Origin of the sequence: Acinetobacter sp. YH16053 (assembly GCF_013417035.1) — a bacterium.
GTDB classification, from domain to species: domain Bacteria; phylum Pseudomonadota; class Gammaproteobacteria; order Pseudomonadales; family Moraxellaceae; genus Acinetobacter; species Acinetobacter towneri.
The window spans coordinates 1-26,819 of the sequence record NZ_VPEP01000026.1 but is presented as its reverse complement, the minus strand read 5'-3'; the positions used below and the strand labels follow the sequence as shown (position 1 = coordinate 26,819).

Sequence of the window (26,819 nt, the reverse complement as noted above, 5' to 3'; positions counted from 1 at the left end):
TCTCCAGTCAGTGCTTGTCCTGACTGGAGTTGTTTTAAGGCTGTTTCAAAATCAAATGTAGTTGCCATAATGCATCATTCCTGTTTTTAACAGTTTAAGGAAATGACACAGTTTTTTGAACACTACCCAGCCAAGCGATAATTTAAGAGAGCTAAAGCAACCACAGGTGCGGTTTCAGTGCGTAATACCCGAGTACCAATACACCAGTTTTGAAAGCCAACCGCATTGGCAGCGCTAATTTCTGTTTCGCTTAAACCACCTTCAGGCCCAATTAATAAAGCCAAATCTTTACTGGCATTGTTTAGTACATCTACTTGATCTTTATTCGGTGCTAACACTAGTTTGGTGGCAGGAAGGTCGCTATTCAGCCAGTCCTCTAAACGTAGTGGGGCTAAAATTTTCGGGACGATATTCATGCCACATTGTTCACAGGCTGCAATGGCAATGCCTTGCCAATGATCTAATTTCTTTTGATCGCGGTCATATTTTAAGCGCATTTCACAGCGTTCAGAGGTGAGCAACTGAATGTTAGTTACGCCAAGCTCTACCGCTTTTTGAATCGCATAATCCATACGATCGCCTTTGCTCATTACTTGTCCTAATAAGGCGCTAAAGCTTGGGATGCGATTGTCTGGATTAAAACTTTTAATCTGCACTTGCGCTGTTTTTTTGGTAACTTCAACCAGTTCCACTTCATATTCACCACCTTGCCCATTGAACAAGGTGGCGGTTTCACCGACTTGTGCGCGTAGTACTTTCACCCAGTGATGAAATACTGTTTCAGTCAGTTCAACTTGTGTATCTACTGCTAATTCAGCCTCAATATAAAAACGGGGCATAGGGATTACTCGTTCAAGTCAATAAATATGAAAAATACAGCTTAAGCCAAACCAAGATCTGTCACTAATTGACGAGTCGGTTCGGTGTTGTTCATGGTGTAAAAATGCAAACTTGGTGCACCACCTGCAATCAGGCGTTCGCACAGTTTAATAATCACTTCATGACCAAAGGCTTTGATTGAAGCTGTGTCATCACCATAGGTTGCTAATTGCTTACGAATCCAGCGTGGAATTTCTGCACCTGTACCATCTGCAAAGCGAATTAAATTGCTGGCATTGGTAATCGGCATAATGCCAGGCGCAACAGGAATATTCACACCTTGCTTTTGAATACGTTCTACAAAGTAAAAGTACGCATCTGGATTAAAAAAGAACTGGGTGATGGCAGCATTGGCACCAGCATTTACTTTGGTGACAAAGTTTTTAATGTCTTGATCAAAGTGGTCTGCTTGTGGATGCATTTCAGGATAAGCCGCAACTTCAATGTGAAAATGATCACCTGAATGTTCACGAATAAAACGCACCAAGTCAGACGCATACGGCAATTCGCCTAAACCAACTTGACCTGAAGGTAAATCACCACGCAAAGCCACAATGCGGTCAATGCCTTGTGCTTTATAAATATCAAGCAATTCAGCAATACGCGCTTTGTCATCACCAATACAAGACAGGTGCGGCGCTACAGGTGTGCCTTTGCCATTGAAGTCGCTAATGGTCGATAAAGTACGTTCACGAGTAGAACCACCTGCACCATAAGTGATAGAAAAAAACTCTGGATTTAAAAGTTGTAATTCTTGATGCACAACTTTGAGTTTTTCTGCACCTACATCGGTTTTAGATGGGAAAAATTCAAATGAAATAGGAACTTGTTTGGTCATGATTAAATCCTTGTTATAAATACTTATTTATATTTTTTCACCTCTCCTAAATCCTCTCTTGTGCTGGGTTTAAAAAAGCAATGTTTTAAACTTGCTCACGAGAGGACTTACCTTCTAACTCATTCATTAAACAATGAATCATTCCCTCTCCCTATGAGAGAGGGTTAGGCAGAGGGATTAAATACTTAGTATTTATAAGCATCCGATTTAAACGGACCATCAACAGCTACACCTAAGTAGTCCGCTTGTACTTGAGTCAATTGTGTTAATACACCACCAAAACCAGCAACCATTGCAGCAGCAACTTCTTCGTCTAGTTTTTTCGGTAAGATTTCAACACGAATTGCCGCTTGTTTTTGATCGGCAGGAAGATCGGCAAATTTCTCTGCAAATAAGTGCATTTGTGCCAATACTTGGTTAGCAAATGAACCATCCATAATACGTGATGGGTGACCTGTTGCGTTACCCAAGTTCACTAAACGACCTTCAGAAAGCAAGATTAAATAATCGTTTTCGTTTTCTGAACGATACACTTGGTGTACTTGTGGCTTCACTTCAACCCACTTATAACCACGTAAGTAGTTGGTGTCGATTTCAGTATCGAAGTGACCAATGTTGCATACAACAGCGCCTGCTTTAAGTGTATCTAGCATTGCTGCGTCACACACGTGATAGTTACCTGTTGTAGTCACAATCAAGTCAGTATTTTCTAAAAGCTCTAGGTTCACGTCTGCTTTATTGCCTGTTTGTACGCCATTCTTGTACGGAGATACAACTTCGTAACCATCCATACATGCTTGCATTGCACAAATTGGGTCAATTTCAGAAACACGAACAATCATGCCTTCTTGACGTAAAGATTGTGCAGAACCTTTACCTACATCACCATAACCAATAACCAATGCACGACGACCAGACAATAACATGTCTGTACCACGTTTAATCGCATCGTTGAGTGAGTGACGGCAACCGTATTTATTGTCGTTTTTAGATTTAGTCACAGAGTCGTTGACGTTAATTGCAGGCACTTTTAAAGAACCATCTTTCCACATTTCAATTAGACGTTGTACGCCCGTAGTGGTTTCTTCAGTAATGCCGTGAATGCGCTCTAATAATGCAGGATATTTCTCGTGAACAAGTGCAGTTAAGTCACCGCCATCGTCCAAAATCATGTTGGCATCCCATGGTGTGCCATTTACATTAATTTGTTGTTCAAGACACCATACATATTCTTCTTCAGTTTCGCCTTTCCAAGCAAAAACAGGCACACCTGAAGCAGCAATTGCTGCAGCAGCGTGGTCTTGAGTGGAGAAAATGTTACAAGAAGTCCAACGAACTTCTGCGCCCAATTCAACTAGCGTTTCAATTAAAACAGCAGTTTGAATGGTCATGTGGATACAGCCGAGAATTTTCGCGCCTGCAAGAGGTTTTGCAGCTGAGTAGCGCTTACGCAAACCCATAAGGGCTGGCATTTCTGCTTCTGCAAGTTTGATTTCTTTACGACCAAAATCAGCTAGTGTGATATCGGCAACTTTATAATCTGTAAATGAAGCATTAACCGCGTTCATCACGATCTCCTTATAAAAAACAATTGATCATTCAGTTCGCGGATGCCGTTTCTTGCATAGCAAACGCGTTGCTATGCTGGTCGAGCCTGGCGATTTTACATTTCGTGCCTGTAAAACGTCGCAGCATCCCTCGACTAGCAGGGTATTGTACTTGGATTTAGTTTTAGTTCCAATCTTAAATTGTTTATATAAAAAACAAGCAATAAATGCCCTGCATGTACATGAAAATTGGTTATCGTATTAAGAAATCGAAATTTGTCGTTCTTATTGAGCCTGATTTTGGCGTTTAATCGGTTATGATTTGAGGTGAAATGATTCACAAAAAATTGAAAGTTCTCACTGTTTCTCAGCAGAGCAGTGGTTTGAAATTGTGTTTAACAGAGTTAAACATAATAAAAATGGGGAAAATCAGATGAAAACAAAAATAATTTTCAACCTCATCGGGATTGTAATGGGTAGCTTGATGTTGAATATGGTTCAAGCCAACGATAGCACAGGTTATGTGGCAACCAGTGGCGTACAGTACCTGAAAAATAAAGATATTCAGATGTATAGCGAAGATCTCTATATCAGTAAAAAAATCATCAAAGTTGATTATCAATTTAAAAATTTAAGCAACAAAGACATCAAGGAAAATATTTTATTTCCTTTGCCGAAGGTGGAAAATTTCTTTGACTCGGACTTTGCAGATACTGAGGGCTTGTTGAAAAGTTTTCAGGTGAAAGTCGATGGGAAAAAGATTCAGCCCAGCATGCATGTGCGTGCTTATCTACAATTGGGTGATTGGCAGAATCCACAATATGTTGATGTCACCACTGAATTTAAACAATGTGGCTTCACACAGCAGGATTTACTGAATCCTTGGACACGTAAAGTCCGTGATTCTGACTATTACTGGGAAAAAGTACAACAATGTAAGCATCCAAAATTAAAGAAATATTTTACTGATAATCAAGGTTCACTAGAGTGGTCATCAGAAGTGATTTATAGCTGGCCGCAGACCTTTAAAGCAGGAGCAATGACACGGGTACAACATGAGTATCGTCCTTTAGTGGGTGGTTCAGTTGCTATGTATTTAGAACAAGATGCGAAAGACTTTTGTATGGATCGTGCTTTTTTAAATGGTCTAAAAAAGAAGAATGCGGAACATGCACCCATAGCAACTTTAGGTTATATCTTGACTACAGGTGCCAATTGGGCAAAGCCAATACAAAATTTTAAATTGACAATTGAGCGTGATGCAAGCGAACTGATTTCGTTATGTTGGGATGGTAAAATTAAGAAGATCAGTCCAACGAGATTCCAAATTCAAGAGAAAAAATTTACACCTCAGCAAGATTTAAATATTTTGTTTTTAGATACCACACGTCGTTATTAATTCAAAAATCAGGAAAATTTCAGATCATTCTTTCACTTGAAAATACTGGAATTTTCCTTCTGTTGCATCATTCATCCCTAGATGAAAAAGTAAATATTCCATGCATTCATCTGTAAGACTTTGAACAGGATCAACAACATATTTTTTGATTTATATCAAAAAAATTTTAATGAAAAATCTAGCAGTTTTGTAAATACACGCATTATTGGCGATACTTGCACCATTAAAGTGCTATGACAAAATCTAATCTATTTTTATAGCCGTTCTAAAAATTAAAAAATAAGGACGTCAGCCATGATTAGCTTGGTTTTTTTCTTGGTTGGGATGGGCACACTATTTTTAGCATGGGTGCTGTATCAACAGTCACAGTATTTTAAAAGTAATGTGATTGAAGTGCAGGGACGTATAGTCGATATTCAGATTCGAAAATTCAGTTCAAGTAAAACCCAGCGTATTGTACATCGACCCATTATTCACTATGTTTTTCAGGGTAAAACTTGGCAATACGAAGCAGAATATGACGTCCGCCAATACAATCAAAATACAGATGCTTTTGTCAGATTACATTTCAAGCCTGAGCATCCGAGTTTGGTTCGAAGTGAGCCAGATCTGAGAGATGGTCATATTTTAATTTTTATTTGTTTAGGTTTAGGTCTGCTTTTTAATGGTTTAGGTCTGCATTTAATCATCGATAATTTTAACGACATTAAAATCAGTTTATTGGACGAAAAGTTTTTTATCGGGATGGGCGTGATTGCTATCGTGATGTTTTTTACTTTGTTTTGGCAGCGTGAAAACCTTTTATGGATGTTCAACTTGCCCAATGCGACAAAAAAATGGGGCTTAACTGATAATGCAATTTGCCTAGAACAGGGATCAGACCATTCGATATAAAAATGTAGTGCTTCGAAAATGAACGAGTGGAGGGAGGTCAATGCTTGAAATAATCACATTTATTGGAGTCTTTTTTGTCGGTGCTTGTTTTACCTTTGTTGGCGCTATGATTTTATGGCGTAATACATTTTTTCAGCAACACGGGATAAAAATTTACGGACGTATTGTCGATTTTTCATCTGAAACAAAGGATTCGAGTCGCCGACTTCCGATCATTGAATATCAATTTCAAGCACAGAAACGTCGTTTTGTTGATCAATTTTCGGGGCAAATGACACCTGTAAAAATGAACCAAAATATTGAAATTTATGTTTTTCAATCTCATTTAGACACGGCAATGACCGTACATTTTATTGAGGAAATAAAAGCAGTGGGCTATATCTTCACTGCGATTGGTCTTGTGACCTGTATTGTTGGTTTAGTGGTGGCAAATGTGTATTTTAAAGATGGTATTGAGCTTGCCAAAATTTCAGTGGCTCATCCAATGTTTTATGCAGAGCTGTTTTTTTCTATCATGTTTTTTATCGCTGTTATTAAAGCAGCATCCGCATTTTCTGAAATCTTTAAAATTGCTTTAACTGGCATACCATTGGAGAAAAACACGGATTTGGTCGATCAATAGCACAGGAGTCAAGAGAAATGACGAGAGCAGCCTGATTAAGACGGAGAAATTGACAATATATAAAAAAGAATCTAGATCAACTCAACAAAAGAAGAATGAACAATGACTTATATTTTATTTGCGCTTATTTTTTGCGGCTTACTTACTTTGGTGATTTGGGTAAAAAAGCAAAATCAATTTTTTAAGCAACATGGGCTCAAGGTAATTGGACGTGTGGTGGCTCTTGAAGAAAAAACCATGCAGCGACCTAAAGGTGGGGGTAGCTATACAGTACAGCTTCCTGTGATTGAATATCCACATAAAGGACAGACGTGGCAGCTACAAGGAGATGCATCCGCACCGCAGCAATACAAAGAAGGTGAAATTGTCAATTTGGTGGTGCATCCAGAGCTGCCTATAGCAATGACAGAAAAAGAACTTGAGCAGCGTAATATTTTATTGCTGGTGCTGACTGGTCTATTGATTGTCCCCATTGGTCTTATTTTGGGATTTCATTCATTACTCAGCGGTGATGCTGCACAAATGATGATGTTTAAAGGGTACGGTATCACCGTTGGACATTTTTATGATTTTATGGGGGGCGCAGCACTGCTCACATTTCTTGTCAAAATGTATCCTATTTGGAAGCGTTGGAAAGAGAAACAGGATCAGGCTTTTATAGGGTTACCCTATAATGTCAAAGCGGTTAGCCCAAAAAATACCATGCATGAGCAGCAAGCATACAAAGCTCATTCAGGTTAAATATGTGCATTTATAAGATAGATTTAAAAAAGCCGAGTAGTAAATACTCGGCTTATTTCTTATTCAGTTTTCTCAGCAGCTTCTGCTTTTTCAGTCCAGTAATCGGCTTTTTCTTCATTGGCATCTATACCTAAACCATTGGCATAAATAAACGAAATATCACGCATGGCTTGGACATCGCCCAGTGTTGCTGCTTGCTCCACCAATTCAATAGAGCGAGCTGTATCTTGCTCAACCACATCACCACGACGGTAGTAGCCTGCCAACTCTAAAATAGCGGCAGGGTGTTGTGCATCACTGGCTTTTTTGAGCCAGACAAAAGCATCTTCAAAATGTTGTTTGGCATCTTCAGGGTCATCTTCTAGAACATCTTTGGCATATACGGTATAGCCTTCACCAAGCCAATACATGGCTTCGATATGTCCGTTTGCGGCAGCTTTGAGCGCCCATTGTTCGGCAAATTCAATATCTTCATTAAAATCGCTTTGCATATACAGCACCGCCACTTCAAATTGGGCATCGGCTTGTCCTGCAATGGCGCGGTTCATTAGCGCAGGGGAGATTGAAACAGATTCTGACATAATGTCATCCAGCAAAATTACAACATAAGATTGTGCGATAGCCTAAAAGGTCTGCTGCGAAAAAGCCATCTTCGGTGTGATTTTTTTTAAAAAATTAGGGTTAATTGATCATGCGTTTATGCAGACAATAACAAAAAATCACTTGAGCCATATCGTCAAGTTTCAATATGCTGAATGTTAAACATGGTCATAATGAGAACAATAAGATGGCAAATTTTTTAACTGCTGAACAAGCAAAAGTTTATTCAGATCATGCCAAGCTAGATATTGAATTATATAAGCAGCGTTTGGCGTCTTTAATCGAAGAGAATGCCAAGCAGGGCAATACCGCAGTTTTTACTGTGCTGCCAAAACATTTACCTTTAGAAGATATTCGAAATTTATCGGCACAGCTGACTGATTTGGGTTATCAGGTGCGCTTTGAGTTAAATGAGTTCTTTTATAGCTTTAATGTGTATTGGATTTAAAACTCAACTCTACCGACATTTCACCAAATAGTTTTAGTGAAATGTCGAGCGTTTATATTTTTTGATTTAGATTGCGTTTAAGTATTTGCAGTATGTTCTGCCAAAACTTCCAACGCTGCGCGAAAAGCTTCCTGAGTTGCAGGTGCGCCACAATAAGGCAAGCTGTGTAACAAGACTTCCTGAATTTCTTCGACACTTGCCCCGTTATTTAGCGCACCACGAATATGTCCTTTAAGCTCTGTCGGGCTTTTTAAAGCAGTTAAAAAGGCGATAGTAATTAAGGAACGATATTTGCGTGGTAACACACCTTCACGTTGCCAAGTTGAACCCCATGCATGTTCATTAATCCAGTCCTGCAAAGGTTGGGTAAATGGTACAGTGTTGTCCTGTGCGCGTTTTACAAAGCTTTCGCCCATGACTTCAGTGCGAACTTTTAAGCCATTGTCATAGTCTTGTTGTGACATTTTACTATCCCTGCTTTATTGTTTGAGCTCGGTGTATAGATTAAGTGCATAGATTAACAATTTATGGCGATGACACCATGCGCACTTGGTCGTAGACCATCAAAAAATATTCACATCTATCTATTTTTAATATATCCACAAGGTATAAAAAACCCCGAACATAAAGTCGGGGCTGTTTTAGCTTTATCGCAAATTTTGAAATAAGCGAGTGTTAAGCTTCAATGGTTTGCACGCTAATTTTTTTAGCAGGGTCGGCTTTACGACGTACTGTTGGTACAGGTTCACCATAATATTGACGGTCTGCAAAATAACTTGAACGTACCATTGGCGCAGCCCAAATATTTTTAAAACCTAACTTTTGACCATGCGCTGTATAACGCTCAAATTCTTCAGGTGTTACAAAGCGGTCAATTGGCGCATGTTCTTTAGATGGCTGTAAATATTGACCAATGGTCACATAATCTACATCGTGCGCTTTAAGATCATCTAACAGTGCAATAACTTCTTCTTCAGATTCTCCAATACCTACCATCAAACCGCATTTGGTTGGAATATCTGGGCAATATTCTTTAAACATTTTCAGCAAGTTCAAAGAGTGCTGATAGTCTGAACCCGGACGCATGGCTTTATATAAGCGTGGCACAGTTTCAATATTGTGGTTGAAAACATCTGGCGGACATTCAGTCATAATGCGTAGTGCAATATCCATACGACCACGGAAGTCTGGCACCAAAATTTCCAATAAGGTGTCTGGACTGAGCGTTCGGGTTTCTTTAATACAATCTACAAAATGCTGCGCACCGCCATCTAATAGGTCATCACGGTCTACAGAGGTGATCACGGCATATTTTAAGCCTAAGTTGGCAATGGTTTCTGCCATGTGACGTGGCTCTTCAGGATCTAGTGCATTTGGACGACCATGCGCAACATCACAGAACGGGCAGCGACGGGTACAAATATCACCCATGATCATAAAGGTTGCAGTACCACCACCAAAGCATTCTGGAAGGTTTGGACAAGCGGCTTCTTCACAAACGGTATGTAATTTTTGCTGACGCAAAGTGGTTTTAATGCGTTGAACTTCTTCAGGTGCCGTCATTTTGACCCGAATCCAGTCAGGCTTGCGAGGCGTTTCAACCGTAGGAACAACTTTTACAGGAATACGTGCGACTTTTTCAGCACCACGAAGTTTGACACCCTGTTCTGGTTTACGGTTTGCAGACATATTCAACTTTTCCACTGTTTTTGAAAGGGGAGAGATTTAGTGTAGGCTAGATTTTACGTGAAATAGAGTCTGATTAAACCGAATCTAAGTGCAAAAGTAAAATGTCACCTTAACTTCATCATAAGACGGTTATTATAACGAAATTGTGCTTAAATTGGGTAAAAACGATATTCATATAAAAAATGTGGTTATCACGTAATATATGCACAGTAAATACAGAAAATTCAAAAGATTTACGTCATAATATAGCCCATTGAAAAGACAGATTTAAAGAAAAGGAGCGTTGAATGCCACGTAAAAAAGAGGTCGTTAGTGGAACTTTCGTGAAGTACGATGCGGTTGTTCTCGGTTCAGGCCCTGCGGGTGAAGGCGCGGCAATGAAACTTGCCAAATCTGGTAAGCGTGTTGCGATTGTAGATGTTCGTGAGCAGCTTGGCGGTAACTGTACCCATGTGGGTACCATTCCAAGTAAAGCATTGCGTCAGACAGTGTCGAATATTATCCGTTATCGCCGTGACCCAATGTTTAAAAAAATGGGCGATTGGCGTCAGTTCACCATGAAGCAAGTGTTGCAAAGTGCGCATAAAGTTATTCAGCAGCAAGTTGAAACGCACTCTCGCTTTTATGACCGTAATGAAATTGCGATTTATCATGGTCGTGCTTATATCCAAGATAAAAATACGGTCTTGGTATTTGGTGCAGATGGCATTAAAGAAACCATTATGTGTCAGCAAATTGTGATTGCGACAGGTAGCCGTCCATATCGTCCAGAAATGTTGGATTTCAACCATCCACGTGTATTTGATTCAGACAAAATTTTGGATTTGGATTTCTCGATTCAAAAAATTATTATTTATGGCGCGGGTGTGATTGGTTGTGAATATGCATCCATCTTCATTGGTTTAGATCATAAAGTTGATTTGATTAATACTCAGCACAAATTGCTCAGCTATTTGGATGATGAAATTTCAGATGCCTTGTCATATCACTTGCGTGCGCAAGGGGTGCTGATTCGCCACAATGAGCAAATTGATCATTTAGAAACTTTTGATGATCACGTGGTTTTATATTTGCAAAGTGGCAAGAAAATCAAAGCCGATGCGATTTTGTGGTGTAACGGACGTTCAGGTAATACCGATGGTTTAGGTTTAGAAAACGTAGAACTTAAACCAAACAGCCGTGGTCAATTAACGGTGAATGATCAATATCAAACCGAAGTAGAGAATATTTATGCTGCGGGCGATGTAATTGGTTGGCCTTCGTTAGCATCAGCTGCCTATGACCAAGGTCGTTGCGCGGGTGCAAATATGAGTGGCGAAGAAAATGTTGCGCCTGTGACCGATATTCCAACAGGTATTTATACCATTCCAGAAATTTCTTCGATTGGTAAAACTGAGCAGGAATTGACGGAAGAAAAAATTCCTTATGAAGTTGGTCAGGCATCTTTCCGTCATTTAGCGCGTGCGCAAATTACGGGTGATACAGTGGGTGAATTGAAGATTTTATTCCACCGTGACACTTTGGAAGTATTGGGTGTGCATTGCTTTGGTAATAATGCGGCAGAGATTATCCACATTGGTCAGGCGGTGATGAACAGCCCGAACAATACCATTAAGTATTTTGTTGAAACAACATTTAACTATCCGACCATGGCTGAAGCTTACCGTGTAGCAACTTTAAATGGTATGAATCGTTTGTTTTAAGCAGATTCTGCTGACTGCAAAATAGAAAATTTTAAACACCCCATAAGATCATTCTTGTGGGGTGTTTTTTATTGCCTTGCTGTAGGAAAATTTATGCATTGAGGGAAAGTTGATTTGTGGAACATAGAGTATTAAATATCAATCATGACCGATGCTGCACTGCGTTGTGCTTCGCCATGAAAAACAGCTTCAATATTGTTACCATCAGGATCAAGCACATAAGCTGCATAATAACCAGGATGATAAGCACGTTCATCAGGTTTGCCATTGCATCTACCACCATGCGCCAATGCTGCAAGATAGAAAGCATTGACCATTTGACGATTTTTAGCTTGAAAGGCGAGATGATGACGCCCAGTGAGTGTACCTTGTGCGGCAGGGCTTTCTACTGACGAGATAAAGAGTTCATCTGCCCAAAAGTGATCATTGGCTGTTCCCATAACTGGAATATCCAACACTGCCAAGATGGCGGTATAAAATGCTCGACTTGCCTCAAGGTCATTCACCACAAGATGAATATGGTCAATCAGTCTTCCACGATGCAATTGAATCTGCATAAGACGCTCCATGTCTAAAGCGGAATTTTGAATAGCAAAATAGACTTAATATTTTAGAGATTGGGTTTTAATGCGCACAAAACGCCTGATTAAAATATTCGAATAGTTGTGGCGTTTGCATCCATAAAAAGATCGATAAGCCAAAAAGGGCAGTGATGGCAAGTGTGAGCAATACTTTAAAATTCAATAAAGAATTAATCATGAATGACGTGCTCCTCATCTACCCAAAAATGGACCAAGACCGCAAACGCACTTAAAGCAATAGAAACAATCCAGATTGCATTATAGTTACCTGTCAGATCGTGATTTAAACCGCCAAGCCATCCACCAAAAAATGAGCCGACTTGGTGTGTGAAAAACACAATGCCGCTGAGCATGGTCAGGTACTTAATCCCAAACATATTTGCCACAATACCATTGGTTAAAGGCACTGTAGATAACCACAATAAGCCCATAATGATCCCGAATGCATAAATTGTCCAGATGCTTAAAGGCAGGATTAAAAAGACGATAATGGCAATACCGCGTAGTCCGTAAAGCCACATCAGCAAGTGCGGTTTCGAATAGCGACCGCCTAACCAACCTGCGGTATAGGTGCCTACAATATTAAATAAGCCCACGAGTGCTAGAAAAACTGTGCCTGTGGTTGCATTAAAGCCATGATCAATTAAGTAGCTAGGGAGGTGAATCCCGATAAACACCACTTGAAAACCACAGACAAAAAAGCCCAAAGCTAAAAACCAAAAGGGTTTATGGTTTTTGGCAATCACCAAAACTTGTTTAAAGCCTAAAGCGGGTTGGCTGACTGAACTTGCATTAGGGTTTTGATACATGGGTGCTTTGAGCATCCATGCCAAAGGAACAATCAAGACAATTAAAATCGCACTGACAATTAATGCGCCCGACCAACCTACACTTTGTAATAACAATAAGGTCGATGGCAACATGATAAATTGCCCAAACGAGCCTGCAGCACTGGCAATACCCATTGCAAGGCTACGCTTTTCTGGAGGAGCAGCGCGACCTACTGCAGAAAGTAGCACAGGGAAAGAGGTTGCAGAAAGTGCCAAACCTAAAATTAAACCCACACTTAAATTTAGCAATAAGCCTGTCGAGCTGACGGCCATGAGCAATAAGCCGAGTGCATACAGTGCGCCACCAACTGCAACTACAATTTTACTACCGTATTTGTCTGCAAAAGCACCTGTGATGGGTTGGACTGCACCCCAAATTAGGTTTTGCATGGCAATGGCTAAACTAAAGACATTATGTCCCCAGCCAAATTCATGGCTCATAGGCACCAAATACAAACCAAATGCATGCCGAACCCCAAGCGATAATGCCAAAATAATGGCGCTTCCAATTAACATATAAATTAGAGGTTTGGAAAATTGAGCATTCGACATAAGGCATCCACGTATGGCTAACAGCTTGTTATGGTAATCGATTCAGCTCAAGAGCGCGATAAAATAAAATTCATCAAATGATAAAATTGAGTTATCAAGATAGAAGCGATTGCTTTAATTAAATAGTGTAAGAAAAAATAAGACGACCGTAGCCGTCTTAAATTTAGTTGAAAGTGGAAAAGTAAAATTAGAGATTAAAAGCGCATCCCAAAGCCAGCGTATGCAATGATCGGATTCACTTCAATATCTGCTTTAGAGTGAATCAATTCACCATGTTTGGCATCGGTCACCGTAATGGTGGTTTCATTTTTAAGGTGTGCATAAGATAGTGAACCAACTGCAAACCATTTTTCATTAAAGTCATAGGTAAAACCTACGGTGGCAACAGGTGCAAACGCATCGGTGGCATCTAACTCAACTTTTGGGTTGGCTGAACTTGGTTTGCCTTCTAAAGATGCGCCTGATTTTCCTTCTTTAATATTGGCAATCATGTGACCTGCGGCAATCAGATCTTGTTCAGTGCGTGGGTTAATTTCTAATTCATTAAAATAAGCGTACATTAATCCGACACCGACATAAGGACGGAATTTATTCACACCTGTTTTACCAAAATGGTATTGAAACTCAAACGCTGGAGTCCATGCACGGGCAGAAGCAGCAGGGCCATGTGCTTCTAAATCGGTAATGAAAATATCATTCTGTAATTCAAGCTCACCCAATGCGCCGCCTAATGGACGTGCAATTGCTGAGAAGGGTGCATAGATTTTACCTTTGCCTTGTAAATCAACTTTAGGGGGAATACCACCTTTGACTTCAAAAGAGAGATTATCGGTAAAGAAATAGTTGCTGATGATCCCCAGCGTGGTGACATCATCTGCTTCTAAACCTGTACCAGGATTATCCCATTGCTCCAAACCTGAAATTGTGGCTTGTCCACTCATGTTGGCAGGAACGGTAGGCAGCAAATTTAATGCCCCACTTAATAATAGGGGTGGCTCAAAACCGTCACGTAAATTATCTTTTACAGTTTGGGATTGAACCTCACCGACATCGGCTGTGTAGCCATTTTGAATAGCTGTATTGACTCGAAAAGGTTGTGCCTTGCCTTGCGGCATAACATGCAGTGCACCAACCGAAACAGAAAAGCGTTTAAAACCATCGCCATCCTGTAAGCTGAAGTAGGGTGAATTGGCATAACTCACAATTGGTAAGCTGCTGATTGCAAGGCAGCATAAGGTTTTTTTCATAACGGAACTCCATGTCCATTGTGCTTGTTGTTATTTGCGATTTTGTTATGTGAGGCATTATGAAATGGTGCGGGAAAATAAAACTGTTGTTTTTACAGCATATTTTTTTAATTGTTTGTTTGTGATATGAAAGTTATATTGAGTTTTTGTTAACTATATAGCGGGTAGTTGAAACGCAGTAAATTAATTATTTAGTGTTAAGTTTTTATATAATCTTTTGAATTTTAAAAGTTATCTCAGGACCTTTAAAGCAAGTAAATAAAAAAAGACCAGTTTAAAACTGATCTTTTTGACAGACTGCTTCAATTTCTAGCCAATGACAGATTTTAGCTAACCATCATTAAAGCTTAGACTTGAAAGCGTGATAAATCTTCATCAGGGCGGGCAGTCAGCACTTCCAAGCCATCTTTGGTGACCAAAATGGTGTGTTCAAACTGTGCCGATAATTTGTGGTCTTTGGTCACCACTGTCCATTTATCGCCAAGTAATTTGGTTTGCCATACGCCTGCATTGACCATTGGTTCAATGGTAAAAGTCATACCTTCTTCTAAAATCATGCCTGTGTTGGCTTGACCATAGTGCAATACTTGTGGCTCATCGTGGAAGGTCGTCCCAATACCATGACCGCAATATTCACGCACGACACTAAAGCGTTCAGATTCAACATATTTTTGAATCGCATGACCAATATCACCAATGGTTGAACCGGGTTTAACGGTTGCCATACCGCGATACATCGCTTCTTGGGCAACTTTGCATAAACGATTGGCTAAAATGGAAGTTTCACCACCCACGATATACATCATATTGGTATCGCCGTGGAAACCATCTTTAATGACTGTGACATCAATATTTAAAATATCGCCTTTCTTCAGCACTTTACTTTCTGACGGAATACCGTGACAAACCACATGGTTAACCGATGTGCAAATGGTGTGTTGGAATGCTGGACGACCCGGAGCAGCACCATAACCTAAGCAGGCAGGAATAGCTTGTTGTTGATTGACAATATAGTCATGGCAAATCGTATCCAGTTCGAGCGTAGTAACGCCTGGTTTAACGTGTGCTTTGATCATCTCCAAAACTTCTGCCGCCAGTCGTCCTGCCACGCGCATTTTTTCAATATCTTCTGCGGTTTTGATGAGTCGACGAGGTGCTTGATAAGTTGTGTTCATGATCTTTAAAAACTTTTGGAAATTTGTGTGTGACTATGGTATAAATAGCCGCCCATTTTATCAAATGCTTTTTATGAATATGTTTCAAAGAGCTTGGTAAAAGGGAAATTAAAAATCCGCACATATATCGTCACATTACTCTGGGTGCCCTTTGGGGTGGAGAATGCGGATATATGGAGGCCTAACCCAAACATTTAAGGTAAAGAAAATGGCAGATTACAACGTAAGCATGCGCGACCTTCTTCAAGCTGGCGCACACTTTGGTCACCAAACACGTTTCTGGAACCCAAAGATGCGTCAATACATCTTTGGTGCGCGTAACAAAATTCACATCATCAACCTTGAACACACTGTTCCTGCGTTAAATGATGCTTTGAACTTTGCAAACCAATTGGCTAGCAAAAAGAACAAAGTTTTGTTCGTTGGTACAAAACGTGCTGCTTCTGCAATCATCCGTGAACAAGCTCAACGCGCTGGTCAACCGTATGTAGATCACCGTTGGTTAGGTGGTATGTTGACGAACTGGAAAACACTTCGCCAATCTATCAGCCGTTTAAAAGATCTTCAAGTTCAGTCTACTGACGGTACTTTTGCTAAGCTTACTAAACGTGAAGCTTTAGAGCGTAGCCGTGAAATGGAAAAACTTGAGCGCGCTTTAGGCGGTGTGAAAAACATGGGTGGTTTACCTGACGCATTATTCGTAATTGACGTTGATCACGAAGCAATTGCAATTAAAGAAGCTAAAAACTTAGGTATTCCTGTAATCGGTATCGTTGATACAAACTCTAACCCAGACAACGTAGACTACGTTATTCCGGGTAACGACGATGCGATCCGTGCAGTAACACTTTACGCTTCTTCAATGGCTGATGCGATCATTGCTGGTAAAGAATACGCTCAAACTCAAGCCAATGCTCAAGCAAAAGGCGAAGAAGCTCCTGCTTCTGAGGCTTAATGCGTTTTGACGTAAGCTTGTCATTTTTGCGACATGTGATGGTGGCAAAGTAAGCGTCATGTATGCAGACGGCCCAAGAGACACCCTCTGGGCCGTTTCTGTTAAAAAAAGAATTCATTTTCTACCGATTTTAGGAGATAAACATGACTGCAGTTACAGCAAGCATGGTTAAAGAATTGCGTGATCGTACTGGTCTAGCAATGATGGAATGTAAAAAAGCATTAACAGAAGCGGGCGGTGACATCGAATTAGCGATTGACAACCTTCGTAAATCTGGTCAAGCAAAAGCTGCTAAAAAAGCAGGTAACATTGCTGCTGACGGTGCAATCACAATCGTTCAAGAAGGCAACAAAGCGATTCTTTTAGAAGTAAACTGTCAAACTGACTTCGTTGCAAAAGACGAAAACTTTGCTGGTTTCTCTGCGAAAGTTGCTGCTGCTGCTCTTGCTGCAAACGAAACTGATGCTGCTAAAATTGCTGAACTTAAACTTGAAGATGGCGCAACTGTTGAAGAAACACGTGTTGCACTTGTTCAAAAAATTGGTGAAAACATCCAAGTTCGTCGTGCACAAATCGTTGAAGGTGAAAACCTTGCTGTGTACAAGCACGGTTTAAAAATCGGTGTTGTTGTTTCTTACACAGGTGATGCTGCGACTGGTAAAGGTATTGCAATGCACGTTGCTGCATTCAACCCAGTTGCTGTTACTGCTGAACAAGTTCCTGCTGATCTTATCGCTAAAGAGAAAGAAATTGCAGAAGCGAAAGCAGTTGAATCTGGTAAGCCTGCAAACATCGTAGAGAAGATGGTAACTGGTTCAGTTGAAAAATACTTGAACGAAGTTGCGCTTGATCGTCAAATGTACGTAATTGACAACGAGAAGAAAGTTGCTGAAGTATTAAAAGCAACTGGTACAACTGTTGCTCAATTCGTTCGTTTCGAAGTAGGCGAAGGTATTGAGAAAAAAACAGAAATGAGCTTCGCTGAAGAAGTTGCTGCTGCTCAAGCTGCTGCAAAATAATTTTTACTTAAGGTAAAATATTTTGTAAGGAAAGCCCCAATTTATTTTGGGGTTTTTTTGTGAATATAGATTTTGGCAATATGCAATCGTGGCATAAATATTGAGATGAAGATTAAAGATATTAATTTTAAATCAGTATGTTACGAATAATTGACTTAATCGTATAGGGTGGAATCAGAACAAGGAGGTTATATGGCAAATAAAAAGAATTTAAGCATTGGCGCAATTATTGTGGTGTTAATTGCTGCATTTTTTGGCATAGATTTACAACAGTTTCAGTCTGAAACATCAAGCGCGCCAACTACAAGCACTGCTCGCACATCACAAGATGAAAAAGAGCAGTTAGACGTACAGCGAGATACGCTGCAAGATGATGCTCAGGGTGTTCAGCTGATTGAACGTGCGTTTGAGCGCAAACAGAGCGATTTACAAGTCCGTGCGAGTGGGCAGGTCATTGCAGTGTTAGCGGATGACAACGAAGGCTCACGTCATCAAAAATTTATTTTAAAACTGAATAATGGGCAAACTGTATTGGTTGCACATAATATTGATCTTGCACCACGAATTACCAATATTGCAAAAGGTGATACTGTTGAGTTTTTTGGTGAATATGAATACTCAGATAAGGGTGGGGTGATTCACTGGACGCATCATGATCCAGCAAACAAACACGTGGGCGGATGGTTAAAACATCAAGGAAGAACCTATCAATAACGGTTCTTCCGATAACGAAAATAGGATATAGCGTTTAAATGCTCATAATGCTGTTTTTACGACGTGTTTTCCAAGAGGGTAGGATTTTACCTAAATAGGCATCCATGCACCAAATTGGGCCAATGAGAAGGAATTGGAGGTCTTTGAAGAATGAAGGCTTTTTCCCTTCAACTTTGTGACCATAAAACTGCCCAATCCACGCCAAAACAAAAATTGCGATATAAAAACCCATTCCAACAGGCAAAACATAAATCAGCCATGCCATTACCAGCATTAATGCTGCCATTGCAACTGCAAGAACCAAGTCTAAACGTGCATAAAAAATAAAACTGAGCACCAGAAGTAATGTTGTTAGTAAAGCGCTGAAATGCGCCAAGATGCCGACAATCGAAAAAAAGATCGTAGGTACGCACACCCAGTGAATTAATTTATTGGTTTTATTTTGATGGCTCTCGCTGTATTCATCTAGCCACTCGCTTACTGTCTTCATGTGCTACTCCTGTAGACTGATCATCCGTTGTTATTGTTTGACTGTCTAAAATATAACTGAGAACAGTGAGGCGGTCAAAACAGTATTCATATTTTCAAAATGAAGTGGCAACAAAATTTGTGTGGATCATCTTTGTGCAGACATGCATGGGATGACTGTAAATCTTACAGGCATTAAAAAAGCCACATTGCTGTGGCTTTTAAGTCAAATGTGAAGTCGTGTAAGCGAATCTTAAGAGTTTGGACCGTCAATACGCTCAATGCTTACTTTGGCAGTACCTGCATTGGTGATGCCCAATTGTTTTGCAGCGCCATAAGAAAGATCGAGTACACGGTTGCCATGGAATGGACCACGGTCATTTACTTTAACTACAACGCTTTTACCATTGTTTTTATTGGTTACGCGAATATAGCAGTTTAGCGGCAGGCTACGGTGTGCAGCAGTCATTGCGTTCATGTCGAACGTTTCACCGCTTGCAGTTTTACGACCGTGGAATTGACGACCGTACCAAGATGCCATACCTGTTTGGCTAAATTTACGTACAGTGTTCGATGCCACTGTATTTAACTTTTCAATCACTGAAGGCTCTTCAGCAGGAATTTCAATTTTTGCTGCAATTGTTTGACGACGGATTTGGTCGCCTGAACGTTCGGTGATTGAAAGGCTATTCAAATTTGAGAAATGTGAATTAAAACTTTGTGCTTCTTTGTTGAGTACACGCGCAGCTAGGCTAGATGACTCATTATCATTGTTGAATGATGATTGCACCATTTCAGCTTGCGACTGACTTAGGGCAACAGCTGCAGAAAGTGCAAGTAAGTATTTAAGTGAACTATGCATGGTTTGAACTCCTGAAGACAGAATTTTTAACTTATTTCGCTCTTAACTGATTGAAATAGTGGTAATCCTGTCTGTAATTTCACTTTTTCGACTACATTTGACGAAATGGATAATATTCATCCCTCACTAAAGGTGTCTAGTCTTTATACGAAAATAATGACAAAAAGTACCAAAAACCAACTCTATTTGATTAAAAAATAATCAATATTGTAACATTATATGTAAAAAGTTTGTTTTATGATCAAATTGTCAAAAATATTTCTTGACTTTTTGGTTTTATATTTAAATTTGTACTTAGCGACTCGCAATTTCAGTGCCCAATAACCACAGTGCAGTCGCATACATACGGCTACGGTTATAAGTCGTAATCACCTGAAAATTTGGGTAGGTTATATAGTAGATATGACCATAATTTTCTTGTAATTGAATGACATTGACCAAGTCGAGGTCATCTATTTGCACAATTGGATTCATTGGCATCACGCCTTGCGATTTTAAAACCCCATAAGGTGTTGGCAGGGTCAAATCTTTGGCAATGACACTGTCAGGATTGTTGCCTGTATATCGTGCAGCAAATGCAATGGGTTGATTGCGCTGCCAGCCATGTTGTGCCAAGTAGTTTGCAATGGAGCCAATGGCATCGACTGCCGAGTTGCGTAGATCAATATGTCCGTTGCCGTCATAATCGACCCCAAATTTTGGAATATTGCTAGGCATAAACTGCGGATAACCAACAGCACCTGCATAAGAACCAACAATTGAAGAAGTTGGCACACCATCTTTATATGACCATTCGATCAGTGCTGCGAGTTCATCTTTAAAGTATTCCGCGCGACGTTCATAACCAAAGCCTAAGGTGGCAAGGGCATCACGGGTTACAAAAGAGCCCTTATTGCTTCCAAAACCTGTTTCTACACCCAGAATCCCTAAAATAATGGATTGCGGTACACCAAATTGCTGTTCAGCACGATTGAGCGTGTCTGCATATTGTTGTTTAAAGCGCACACCGCGCTGAATAGTGCTTTCTGCAAGGAAATTGGTTTTATAGTCGTACCAAGGCTTACTTTCGCCTGGGCGGTTCATGATGTTGATGATATTGGGTAAGTTTTTAGAGCCTTCCATCGCCCAATCGACTTGTGCTGCACTCAAGCCATAGGTCTGCATGGTTTTTTGTTTAAAACTGGCATAAGACGGATGATTTTGGAAATCATTGGCCTGACAAAAACTGGTGATAGAAAATGCACCAATGAGTAAAGAAAGACGTTTTAGTTTGTTATAAAAATCAAGTTTGAACATATTGAGGAAAATTCCAAATTGATGATTTACACAACTTATTTATATGCAGTAAATAAGTTGCTACTTATATATGAGAATAAGCCGCTATTGGGGCCAAACTGCGAAAGCGAAGTAAGCGGCTAAGATAGCATTCATGCGTGATTGGTTTGCAAAAACTTATACAAAAATAGACAAAGAATGTGTAAAAAGCGCGCAGGATTTGTAACAAAATTCAATCTAGGTGCAAAAAGTTATTCTTGATTGTGCAAAAGTTGCAGCCATATCACAATCTTCAACTGCATATAAAAATGCCTGATCGAAATCAGGCATTATGTAGGTAGGTTGCATCTTTTAGGAATGCTGCATCTTCAGTTTGTGCTGTGTAAGCGTATAGCAAGATGTGGTCCTTGCTATTTGCAAATAACATGCAAGAAAAGCGCTTAAAACACATCACTAGCTCAGCTTTCTGATATTAATAATGGAATAATGTGTCGTGATATTCCGCTAAAACCAAAAGTTCCTCTTTGGTTAAATTAGGGATGATTTTATCCACCGCAATATGGACAGCTTTAATTACCGCTGCTGCGCCAATATCTGCTGCTTTACGCTTAATCATGCCCAAATCGAGGGTTTTGTTAAAGTCGCTCATAAAGTGGCGTACCGTCGCTTCTGCAAACTGTTTATATAGTTCGGTTAAAGCAGCTTTGTTCACTTCATTGCCTGCTTGAATTTCGGCATAGTTGTGTTTCAGGTTGGTCACTAAACTTGCATCGAGCGTTTCACCTACACGTGCATTGCCTGCTGCATCTTTAAAGCTACTGCGCTCAGAAAATTCAATCGATTGTTTCACGACATCATTTGGCGCTTTGCTTAATAATTGTTTTAGGAGTACTGCAACGGTAGATTTGACATAGCCCGCAAGTTTTTCGGCAGTGTCGCGTTTATCGCTGGCAGGAAAACGACGTACCAACTCGGTTAAAATGGCATCAATGATTTCTTCATTAATCATTAATGCGGTTTTGTCGCGCAGTGGGTACAGCGGCTCACTTGAATTTTTTTTCTGTTGTGCAGTTTCAATCGTATTTAATAATTCTGCAGATGGAATGAATCCAAAAAATGGCATTGTTCAACCTCAATGTTGTTATTGTCGCGCTAAACGAATAGGGCGAGGCATCCATGTTAAGTCCGATACACGGCAAGGATTAATGTCTAAACCACCACGACGTGTATAGGTTGCATATACCATCAGTTTTTCTGGTGCGAATTTTTGCCAGATGTCTGCAAACATCTGTTCCACACATTGTTCATGGAAACCATTATGCTGACGATAAGAAATAATATAAGCCAAAATACTGCGATAACAAGGTTTTTTGCCTTGATAACGGATAAAAACCGTGCCCCAGTCAGGTTGTCCTGTGACAGGACAATTGCTGCGTAATAAATGTGAGAAAAGTTGTACCTCTATATCTTCCGCTTGTTCTAAATCGAATTGCAATAAACTTGGGTCAGGATGCTGCTCTAAACGCTCAGGCGTGAGCTGATCAATACAAATACCTTCAGGTTGGCTAATTGCCAAATCATCAACCTTAAATAAAGTTAGCGTAACAGGTGCTTGTGCTGCAGCCGTTAAATCATGCTCAACAGTTTCAATGAAATTGGCTTCAGACTGAAAGCGAGTAAAGTTCATACTATTAAAGTAGAGCTTTAATGATTTTGATTCGATCAGGTTGGGGGATGAGGCAGGTAGCGTAATCCGACCAATCGCAACCTGTGGAACACCTGCGGTATTCAACCACGAAATTTCAAAAACGTGCCACCAGTCTTGCCCGAGTTGAATTCCCTCAACATCTGCATATTTTTCACGTGCAGCAGCACGTGAAATAGGGAACAAAATATCGGGTTGATATTCTGTAGGATAATTGGTGTCTTTACCAAGAAGAGATTGTTCAACACTCATTATTCACGCATTCCTGAACCACGAGAAAGTAAATGATAGGCAATACCATAAAGCACTGCACAGCATAGTGTAATCACAGATAATGAAATCGTCACGTTGACATCACTATGTCCTAAAATGCCGTAACGGAAAGCATTAACCATATACACCACAGGGTTAATTAAAGAGAGATTTTGCCAAAAAGGGCTTAAGGCACTAATGGCATAGAATACACCACCTAAATAAGTCAGTGGAGTCAGTACAAAAGTTGGAATAATAGAAATATCATCAAATGATTTGGCATAAACAGCATTAATAAAACCGCCTAATGAAAATAAAAAGGACGTAATTAATACGGTATAAATGGTAACAAACCAATTGGTAATATAAAGGTCGGTAAAGAATAGACTCATGGTGGTGACAATAATACCGACCAATACGCCACGACTAACACCACCCAAAACATAGCCCCATAAAATGGCATGCAAAGGTACAGGGCTCATGATTAGTTCTTCAATGCTTTTCTGGAATTTTGCACTAAAAAAACTTGAAGATACGTTGGCATAGCTGTTGGTAATGACTGCCATCATAATTAAGCCGGGCACAATAAATTGCATATAGCTAAAGCCGCCCATTTCACCAATACGCGAACCGACCAAATTACCAAAAATCACAAAGTACAAACTCATGGTGATGGCTGGCGGGAGCAAGGTTTGAGGCCATATGCGCATAAAACGACGAACTTCTTTATGCACTAAGGTATAGAGTGCAATCCGTAGTTGGGTAAAATTCATTGCGCAGCTCCATCTAAATTCTTTTCGACCATTTTGACAAATAACTCTTCTAGACGGTTGGACTTATTACGCATACTGCGCACGCGAATGCCTTGTGCTTCTAAAAGTTGGAATAAATCATTTAAGGTGTGAGCTTTATCCATAGTGACTTCTAGGGTCACTGCATCAATTAAGTTGAAACGTACACCAATAATATCTAAATGAATGGGTTGAATCGGTTCAGCTAAATCGAAAATAAAAGATTCTTCACTTAACTGGTTTAAGAAGTTTTTCATGGAAGTGTCTTCTTTAATCACACCACGATCAATAATCGCGATACGACGACACAACATTTCGGCTTCTTCTAAATAGTGGGTAGTGAGAATGATTGAGGTGCCTTTATCATTCATCTCTGTTAAAAAATCCCACATTGAACGACGCAGCTCAATATCTACACCTGCAGTGGGTTCATCCAAAATAAGCAGTTTCGGCTCGTGCATCATGGCACGTGCAATCATTAAACGACGTTTCATACCGCCAGACAGCATTCGCGCTTGAGTGGCACGTTTATCCCATAAACCCAGTTTTTCTAAATATTCTTCGGCACGTTGTTCGGCAACTTTGTTAGGGATGCCGTAATAGCCTGCTTGTGTGACCAAAATATCAAAGGTCTTTTCAAACTGACCAAAGTTAAATTCTTGCGGTACTACCCCTAAACATTGCTTGGCTTGGGATGGTTGGGTATCTAGATTATGCCCAAAAATTTCGACAGTACCTGCCGTTTTTTTGGTAAGAGAACTGATGATGCTAATGGTTGTAGATTTACCTGCACCATTAGGTCCAAGTAGGGCATAAAACTCGCCTTCAGGAACGGTCAAATTAATTCCTTTCAGTGCTTGGAAACCATTTCGATAGGTCTTTGACACGTCCCTTAACGTCAATGCATCAGTCATGAAATTCTCACTTGAGGAATAGAGCTACTATTGTGAGCGATCCGCGTCAATAAACCAAGTAAGTTACATGGAATTCTATGTTGCAAGTTTGGAACATTGTTTAAAGCATAAGCATAAAAATACGTAACTTATATATAGTTGCTTTACCTTCAGCAATTTTTTGTTATGATGTGCAGCGCGCGCTCATAGCTCAACTGGATAGAGTACAGGTCTCCGAAGCCTGTGGCGTGGGTTCGAGTCCCGCTGAGCGCACCACTTTCATAAAAGAATAAAACAAAATATAGATATAAGTTGTTGAAAATCAAATATTTAATTAAATACATATGCCAAAATATAGCTAATCTTATCAGGATATAGTTGTAAGAAATAAGGATACAAATAAGGATATAATGGATTCGATAAATTTTTGTATCCTTATTTGATATGGCTAAACAGATTACACCTCTAACAGATTCAAAGTGTTCAGGCGCAAAACCGAAAGAAAAAGACTATTCTTTATATGATGGGAATGGCTTAATTTTGTTCATTCGAAAATCGGGTACTAAGGTTTGGCGTTACAAATATAAAAAAACTAATGGCAAAGATGGACTAATGACTTTAGGTAATTTTCCATCTTTGACCTTAAAGCAGGCGAGAGATAAACGCCGTGACTATGAAAAGTTACTTGCTCAGGACATAGACCCAATTGAATATGAAGCAACTCAAAAAATTAAAAAAAGTGATGCTTTTAGTTTTGAGGCAGTAGCTAGAGATTGGCATAAGGAATATACCAATACAGGCAGATGGATTGAACATACTTCTATTAAGGCTTTACGTGTTTTAGAAAGCTATGTCTTTCCTTTGATTGGTGATAAACCGATTGATGAAGTGAAGTCGAAAGATTTAGTTGTTGTCTTGCGTTCAATTGAGGAAAAAGGCTTAACTGAAGTCTTAAAAAAATCACGCCAGCGTTTTAATGCAATTTTTGCTTATGCCATTTCTCGAGGATTGATAGAAGACAATCCAGCATATTTCTTAAAGGATGTTTTTGTACTCACCAAAAAGACAAAGCACTATCCTCAACTCCCTTTAGAGCAATTACCTGAACTACTGCAAAGACTGAAAGTAGATAATGGCTATCCTTTAACACGGTTATGTACTGCATTTACTTTGCATGTGTTTGCTCGTTCAAGTGAAATACGTTTTGCACGTTGGACAGAGTTTGATTTTAAGAATGCAATGTGGACGATTCCAGCAGTGCGTAAACTGGTCAAAGGACAGCGTTTTTCTGATCGCGGTGCAAAGATGAAAACTGAGCATCTTATTCCTTTGTCACCTCAAGTTATTTCAATTTTAGAAGATATTAAAGTTTATAGCGGAATGACGAACAATGTGTTTCCTAAGAATGGTGACCCTCAAGGTTTTATCTGTGACAAGGTTGTAAATGATACTTTGCGCCGTATTGGGTATGACACAGAAAAGGATGTTTGTGGACATGGCTTTAGGGGAATGGCTTGTTCTGCTTTGGTGCAAAGCACATTGTTCCAAAAGGAAGCTGTAGAAAAGCAAATGAGTCATCAAGAACGTGATCAGGTTCGACTTGCTTATGTACATCAAGCCGAATATATGGAAGAACGGAAAGCAATGCTGAATTGGTGGAGTGATTATTTGGATGCAAATAGCGAAAGCTATATAAGTCCTTATGATTTTACTCAAAAGCTTCTACATGAAGATATTATTAATTTTAAATATGCAAAATTATTAAAATAAGATCGAGTAAAAATTTAAAATGTTAAAAAATAATTTAAGTTTATCTTAATATTTTAAATTTCATTAATTTTATTTTGTTTAAACCATATATTGCTAAAAAAGCTATTGACAAATTCGTCCATGGGGTTGTTTTGTTGAATGCTTAAAACAACCCTGATTTTGAAATTATTTTAGTTTGGTGAGGCGGTGTGATTGAATTTCATTCAATATACTGTTTAGTAAATCTTAATGTTTTTTGATTTATAAGCTGTCATTAAAAAGTAAACATGTATTCTTTTCCGAATTGGTTTGATACTCTCTCCACCCATTGCTCTATTTTATCAGCTGTCATGACTTGAAAATCTCGCCAATAATATTTCATCTGCTTCCA

General features: G+C 39.6%; 27 protein-coding genes, 1 tRNA gene and 1 pseudogene. 11 read left to right on the top strand and 18 right to left on the bottom strand.

Features of this window, described 5'->3' with window-relative positions:
* Nucleotides 1-122: 122 nt before the first annotated feature.
* From FTV43_RS13055 to ahcY, 3 genes are all read right to left on the bottom strand, one after another.
* Complete coding sequence (locus FTV43_RS13055; RefSeq protein ID WP_179995670.1) at nucleotides 123-839, bottom strand: 16S rRNA (uracil(1498)-N(3))-methyltransferase; 717 nt, start codon at nucleotides 837-839, stop codon at nucleotides 123-125.
* A gap of 41 nt (nucleotides 840-880) precedes the next feature.
* Nucleotides 881-1,717, bottom strand: a complete 837-nt coding sequence (gene metF / locus FTV43_RS13050; protein ID WP_004972760.1) for a methylenetetrahydrofolate reductase [NAD(P)H] — start codon at nucleotides 1,715-1,717, stop codon at nucleotides 881-883.
* A gap of 185 nt (nucleotides 1,718-1,902) precedes the next feature.
* Entirely contained in the window at nucleotides 1,903-3,285 is a 1,383-nt protein-coding gene (gene ahcY, locus FTV43_RS13045) for an adenosylhomocysteinase (protein WP_179995669.1), read from the bottom strand.
* A gap of 451 nt (nucleotides 3,286-3,736) precedes the next feature.
* On the opposite strand from ahcY, the gene FTV43_RS13040 reads away from it, so the two are divergent.
* The 4 genes from FTV43_RS13040 (at nucleotide 3,737) to FTV43_RS13025 (ending at nucleotide 6,920) form a co-directional block, all read left to right on the top strand.
* On the top strand, nucleotides 3,737-4,663 hold the full coding sequence (locus tag FTV43_RS13040; RefSeq protein WP_167846472.1) for a DUF4424 family protein: 927 nt from the start codon (nucleotides 3,737-3,739) through the stop codon (nucleotides 4,661-4,663).
* A 294-nt stretch (nucleotides 4,664-4,957) separates the two neighbouring features.
* Nucleotides 4,958-5,557 (top strand): DUF3592 domain-containing protein, encoded by a 600-nt coding sequence (locus FTV43_RS13035; RefSeq protein ID WP_104852276.1) that lies wholly within the window; start codon nucleotides 4,958-4,960, stop codon nucleotides 5,555-5,557.
* Between the two features lie 40 nt (nucleotides 5,558-5,597).
* Complete coding sequence (locus tag FTV43_RS13030; RefSeq protein ID WP_104852275.1) at nucleotides 5,598-6,179, top strand: hypothetical protein; 582 nt, start codon at nucleotides 5,598-5,600, stop codon at nucleotides 6,177-6,179.
* Nucleotides 6,180-6,281: 102 nt separating this feature from the next.
* Entirely contained in the window at nucleotides 6,282-6,920 is a 639-nt protein-coding gene (locus FTV43_RS13025; RefSeq protein WP_179995668.1) for a DUF3592 domain-containing protein, read from the top strand.
* Nucleotides 6,921-6,979: 59 nt separating this feature from the next.
* On the opposite strand, the gene FTV43_RS13020 is transcribed toward FTV43_RS13025, so the two are convergent.
* Entirely contained in the window at nucleotides 6,980-7,501 is a 522-nt protein-coding gene (locus tag FTV43_RS13020; protein ID WP_179995667.1) for a tetratricopeptide repeat protein, read from the bottom strand.
* A 206-nt stretch (nucleotides 7,502-7,707) separates the two neighbouring features.
* Between FTV43_RS13020 and FTV43_RS13015 the strand changes: the two genes are divergently transcribed.
* Nucleotides 7,708-7,968, top strand: a complete 261-nt coding sequence (locus tag FTV43_RS13015; RefSeq protein ID WP_004972768.1) for a hypothetical protein — start codon at nucleotides 7,708-7,710, stop codon at nucleotides 7,966-7,968.
* 77 nt (nucleotides 7,969-8,045) lie between these two features.
* Here FTV43_RS13015 and FTV43_RS13010 read toward each other — a convergent pair whose 3' ends face one another.
* Nucleotides 8,046-8,432, bottom strand: a complete 387-nt coding sequence (locus FTV43_RS13010; RefSeq protein ID WP_004972770.1) for a carboxymuconolactone decarboxylase family protein — start codon at nucleotides 8,430-8,432, stop codon at nucleotides 8,046-8,048.
* A gap of 211 nt (nucleotides 8,433-8,643) precedes the next feature.
* Nucleotides 8,644-9,657, bottom strand: coding sequence for a lipoyl synthase (lipA, locus tag FTV43_RS13005; RefSeq protein WP_179995666.1), 1,014 nt, complete (start codon nucleotides 9,655-9,657; stop codon nucleotides 8,644-8,646).
* A gap of 287 nt (nucleotides 9,658-9,944) precedes the next feature.
* Here lipA and sthA point away from each other — a divergent pair, with 287 nt between their 5' ends.
* Nucleotides 9,945-11,360, top strand: coding sequence for a Si-specific NAD(P)(+) transhydrogenase (gene sthA / locus FTV43_RS13000; protein WP_042068765.1), 1,416 nt, complete (start codon nucleotides 9,945-9,947; stop codon nucleotides 11,358-11,360).
* 131 nt (nucleotides 11,361-11,491) lie between these two features.
* Here sthA and FTV43_RS12995 read toward each other — a convergent pair whose 3' ends face one another.
* From FTV43_RS12995 to map, 4 genes are all read right to left on the bottom strand, one after another.
* Nucleotides 11,492-11,917 (bottom strand): VOC family protein, encoded by a 426-nt coding sequence (locus tag FTV43_RS12995; protein WP_178318913.1) that lies wholly within the window; start codon nucleotides 11,915-11,917, stop codon nucleotides 11,492-11,494.
* Nucleotides 11,918-12,111: 194 nt separating this feature from the next.
* A complete protein-coding gene (locus FTV43_RS12990; protein WP_179988937.1) occupies nucleotides 12,112-13,323 on the bottom strand; it encodes an MFS transporter in 1,212 nt (403 codons plus the stop codon).
* 194 nt (nucleotides 13,324-13,517) lie between these two features.
* Nucleotides 13,518-14,570, bottom strand: coding sequence for an OmpW family protein (locus tag FTV43_RS12985; protein ID WP_179995665.1), 1,053 nt, complete (start codon nucleotides 14,568-14,570; stop codon nucleotides 13,518-13,520).
* A gap of 347 nt (nucleotides 14,571-14,917) precedes the next feature.
* Nucleotides 14,918-15,745, bottom strand: coding sequence for a type I methionyl aminopeptidase (gene map / locus FTV43_RS12980; protein WP_179995664.1), 828 nt, complete (start codon nucleotides 15,743-15,745; stop codon nucleotides 14,918-14,920).
* A 208-nt stretch (nucleotides 15,746-15,953) separates the two neighbouring features.
* Here map and rpsB point away from each other — a divergent pair, with 208 nt between their 5' ends.
* The 3 genes from rpsB to FTV43_RS12965 all read left to right on the top strand — a co-directional run bounded on the left by rpsB (nucleotide 15,954) and on the right by FTV43_RS12965 (nucleotide 18,433).
* On the top strand, nucleotides 15,954-16,700 hold the full coding sequence (rpsB, locus tag FTV43_RS12975) for a 30S ribosomal protein S2 (RefSeq protein WP_004972791.1): 747 nt from the start codon (nucleotides 15,954-15,956) through the stop codon (nucleotides 16,698-16,700).
* A 143-nt stretch (nucleotides 16,701-16,843) separates the two neighbouring features.
* Complete coding sequence (tsf, locus tag FTV43_RS12970; RefSeq protein ID WP_104852267.1) at nucleotides 16,844-17,719, top strand: translation elongation factor Ts; 876 nt, start codon at nucleotides 16,844-16,846, stop codon at nucleotides 17,717-17,719.
* Between the two features lie 192 nt (nucleotides 17,720-17,911).
* Complete coding sequence (locus FTV43_RS12965) at nucleotides 17,912-18,433, top strand: DUF3465 domain-containing protein (RefSeq protein WP_104852266.1); 522 nt, start codon at nucleotides 17,912-17,914, stop codon at nucleotides 18,431-18,433.
* 34 nt (nucleotides 18,434-18,467) lie between these two features.
* Here FTV43_RS12965 and FTV43_RS12960 read toward each other — a convergent pair whose 3' ends face one another.
* The 7 genes from FTV43_RS12960 to FTV43_RS12930 all read right to left on the bottom strand — a co-directional run bounded on the left by FTV43_RS12960 (nucleotide 18,468) and on the right by FTV43_RS12930 (nucleotide 24,700).
* Nucleotides 18,468-18,923, bottom strand: coding sequence for a DUF962 domain-containing protein (locus FTV43_RS12960; protein ID WP_004972797.1), 456 nt, complete (start codon nucleotides 18,921-18,923; stop codon nucleotides 18,468-18,470).
* 231 nt (nucleotides 18,924-19,154) lie between these two features.
* Nucleotides 19,155-19,763 (bottom strand): septal ring lytic transglycosylase RlpA family protein, encoded by a 609-nt coding sequence (locus FTV43_RS12955; protein ID WP_004972798.1) that lies wholly within the window; start codon nucleotides 19,761-19,763, stop codon nucleotides 19,155-19,157.
* Between the two features lie 294 nt (nucleotides 19,764-20,057).
* On the bottom strand, nucleotides 20,058-21,059 hold the full coding sequence (gene mltB / locus FTV43_RS12950; protein WP_179995663.1) for a lytic murein transglycosylase B: 1,002 nt from the start codon (nucleotides 21,057-21,059) through the stop codon (nucleotides 20,058-20,060).
* Nucleotides 21,060-21,510: 451 nt separating this feature from the next.
* A complete protein-coding gene (locus tag FTV43_RS12945; protein ID WP_179995662.1) occupies nucleotides 21,511-22,161 on the bottom strand; it encodes a hypothetical protein in 651 nt (216 codons plus the stop codon).
* 18 nt (nucleotides 22,162-22,179) lie between these two features.
* On the bottom strand, nucleotides 22,180-22,995 hold the full coding sequence (gene queF / locus FTV43_RS12940) for an NADPH-dependent 7-cyano-7-deazaguanine reductase QueF (RefSeq protein ID WP_178318919.1): 816 nt from the start codon (nucleotides 22,993-22,995) through the stop codon (nucleotides 22,180-22,182).
* Entirely contained in the window at nucleotides 22,995-23,768 is a 774-nt protein-coding gene (locus tag FTV43_RS12935; protein ID WP_096902393.1) for an ABC transporter permease, read from the bottom strand. Before FTV43_RS12935 ends, queF begins: the two co-directional genes overlap by 1 nt.
* Nucleotides 23,765-24,700: an ABC transporter ATP-binding protein gene (locus FTV43_RS12930; RefSeq protein ID WP_004972815.1), complete on the bottom strand. Its 936-nt coding sequence runs from the start codon at nucleotides 24,698-24,700 to the stop codon at nucleotides 23,765-23,767. The genes FTV43_RS12935 and FTV43_RS12930 overlap by 4 nt, the downstream gene beginning before the upstream one ends.
* 179 nt (nucleotides 24,701-24,879) lie before the next feature.
* Here FTV43_RS12930 and FTV43_RS12925 point away from each other — a divergent pair.
* Nucleotides 24,880-24,955 (top strand) — tRNA-Arg (locus FTV43_RS12925).
* A gap of 168 nt (nucleotides 24,956-25,123) precedes the next feature.
* Nucleotides 25,124-26,449, top strand: coding sequence for an integrase arm-type DNA-binding domain-containing protein (locus FTV43_RS12920; protein ID WP_179995661.1), 1,326 nt, complete (start codon nucleotides 25,124-25,126; stop codon nucleotides 26,447-26,449).
* A 253-nt stretch (nucleotides 26,450-26,702) separates the two neighbouring features.
* Here FTV43_RS12920 and FTV43_RS12915 read toward each other — a convergent pair.
* Nucleotides 26,703-26,819: pseudogene (locus tag FTV43_RS12915) on the bottom strand (transposase); the annotation flags it as partial.

What these genes read in the sequence shown, in the direction of transcription:
- FTV43_RS13055 (WP_179995670.1), bottom strand. Translation starts at nt 839, where the DNA reads ATGCCCCGTTTTTATATTGAGGCTGAATTAGCAGTAGATACACAAGTT.
- metF (WP_004972760.1), bottom strand. Translation starts at nt 1,717, where the DNA reads ATGACCAAACAAGTTCCTATTTCATTTGAATTTTTCCCATCTAAAACC.
- ahcY (WP_179995669.1), bottom strand. Translation starts at nt 3,285, where the DNA reads ATGAACGCGGTTAATGCTTCATTTACAGATTATAAAGTTGCCGATATC.
- FTV43_RS13040 (WP_167846472.1), top strand. Translation starts at nt 3,737, where the DNA reads ATGGGTAGCTTGATGTTGAATATGGTTCAAGCCAACGATAGCACAGGT.
- FTV43_RS13035 (WP_104852276.1), top strand. Translation starts at nt 4,958, where the DNA reads ATGATTAGCTTGGTTTTTTTCTTGGTTGGGATGGGCACACTATTTTTA.
- FTV43_RS13030 (WP_104852275.1), top strand. Translation starts at nt 5,598, where the DNA reads ATGCTTGAAATAATCACATTTATTGGAGTCTTTTTTGTCGGTGCTTGT.
- FTV43_RS13025 (WP_179995668.1), top strand. Translation starts at nt 6,282, where the DNA reads ATGACTTATATTTTATTTGCGCTTATTTTTTGCGGCTTACTTACTTTG.
- FTV43_RS13020 (WP_179995667.1), bottom strand. Translation starts at nt 7,501, where the DNA reads ATGTCAGAATCTGTTTCAATCTCCCCTGCGCTAATGAACCGCGCCATT.
- FTV43_RS13015 (WP_004972768.1), top strand. Translation starts at nt 7,708, where the DNA reads ATGGCAAATTTTTTAACTGCTGAACAAGCAAAAGTTTATTCAGATCAT.
- FTV43_RS13010 (WP_004972770.1), bottom strand. Translation starts at nt 8,432, where the DNA reads ATGTCACAACAAGACTATGACAATGGCTTAAAAGTTCGCACTGAAGTC.
- lipA (WP_179995666.1), bottom strand. Translation starts at nt 9,657, where the DNA reads ATGTCTGCAAACCGTAAACCAGAACAGGGTGTCAAACTTCGTGGTGCT.
- sthA (WP_042068765.1), top strand. Translation starts at nt 9,945, where the DNA reads ATGCCACGTAAAAAAGAGGTCGTTAGTGGAACTTTCGTGAAGTACGAT.
- FTV43_RS12995 (WP_178318913.1), bottom strand. Translation starts at nt 11,917, where the DNA reads ATGCAGATTCAATTGCATCGTGGAAGACTGATTGACCATATTCATCTT.
- FTV43_RS12990 (WP_179988937.1), bottom strand. Translation starts at nt 13,323, where the DNA reads ATGTCGAATGCTCAATTTTCCAAACCTCTAATTTATATGTTAATTGGA.
- FTV43_RS12985 (WP_179995665.1), bottom strand. Translation starts at nt 14,570, where the DNA reads ATGAAAAAAACCTTATGCTGCCTTGCAATCAGCAGCTTACCAATTGTG.
- map (WP_179995664.1), bottom strand. Translation starts at nt 15,745, where the DNA reads ATGAACACAACTTATCAAGCACCTCGTCGACTCATCAAAACCGCAGAA.
- rpsB (WP_004972791.1), top strand. Translation starts at nt 15,954, where the DNA reads ATGGCAGATTACAACGTAAGCATGCGCGACCTTCTTCAAGCTGGCGCA.
- tsf (WP_104852267.1), top strand. Translation starts at nt 16,844, where the DNA reads ATGACTGCAGTTACAGCAAGCATGGTTAAAGAATTGCGTGATCGTACT.
- FTV43_RS12965 (WP_104852266.1), top strand. Translation starts at nt 17,912, where the DNA reads ATGGCAAATAAAAAGAATTTAAGCATTGGCGCAATTATTGTGGTGTTA.
- FTV43_RS12960 (WP_004972797.1), bottom strand. Translation starts at nt 18,923, where the DNA reads ATGAAGACAGTAAGCGAGTGGCTAGATGAATACAGCGAGAGCCATCAA.
- FTV43_RS12955 (WP_004972798.1), bottom strand. Translation starts at nt 19,763, where the DNA reads ATGCATAGTTCACTTAAATACTTACTTGCACTTTCTGCAGCTGTTGCC.
- mltB (WP_179995663.1), bottom strand. Translation starts at nt 21,059, where the DNA reads ATGTTCAAACTTGATTTTTATAACAAACTAAAACGTCTTTCTTTACTC.
- FTV43_RS12945 (WP_179995662.1), bottom strand. Translation starts at nt 22,161, where the DNA reads ATGCCATTTTTTGGATTCATTCCATCTGCAGAATTATTAAATACGATT.
- queF (WP_178318919.1), bottom strand. Translation starts at nt 22,995, where the DNA reads ATGAGTGTTGAACAATCTCTTCTTGGTAAAGACACCAATTATCCTACA.
- FTV43_RS12935 (WP_096902393.1), bottom strand. Translation starts at nt 23,768, where the DNA reads ATGAATTTTACCCAACTACGGATTGCACTCTATACCTTAGTGCATAAA.
- FTV43_RS12930 (WP_004972815.1), bottom strand. Translation starts at nt 24,700, where the DNA reads ATGACTGATGCATTGACGTTAAGGGACGTGTCAAAGACCTATCGAAAT.
- FTV43_RS12920 (WP_179995661.1), top strand. Translation starts at nt 25,124, where the DNA reads ATGGCTAAACAGATTACACCTCTAACAGATTCAAAGTGTTCAGGCGCA.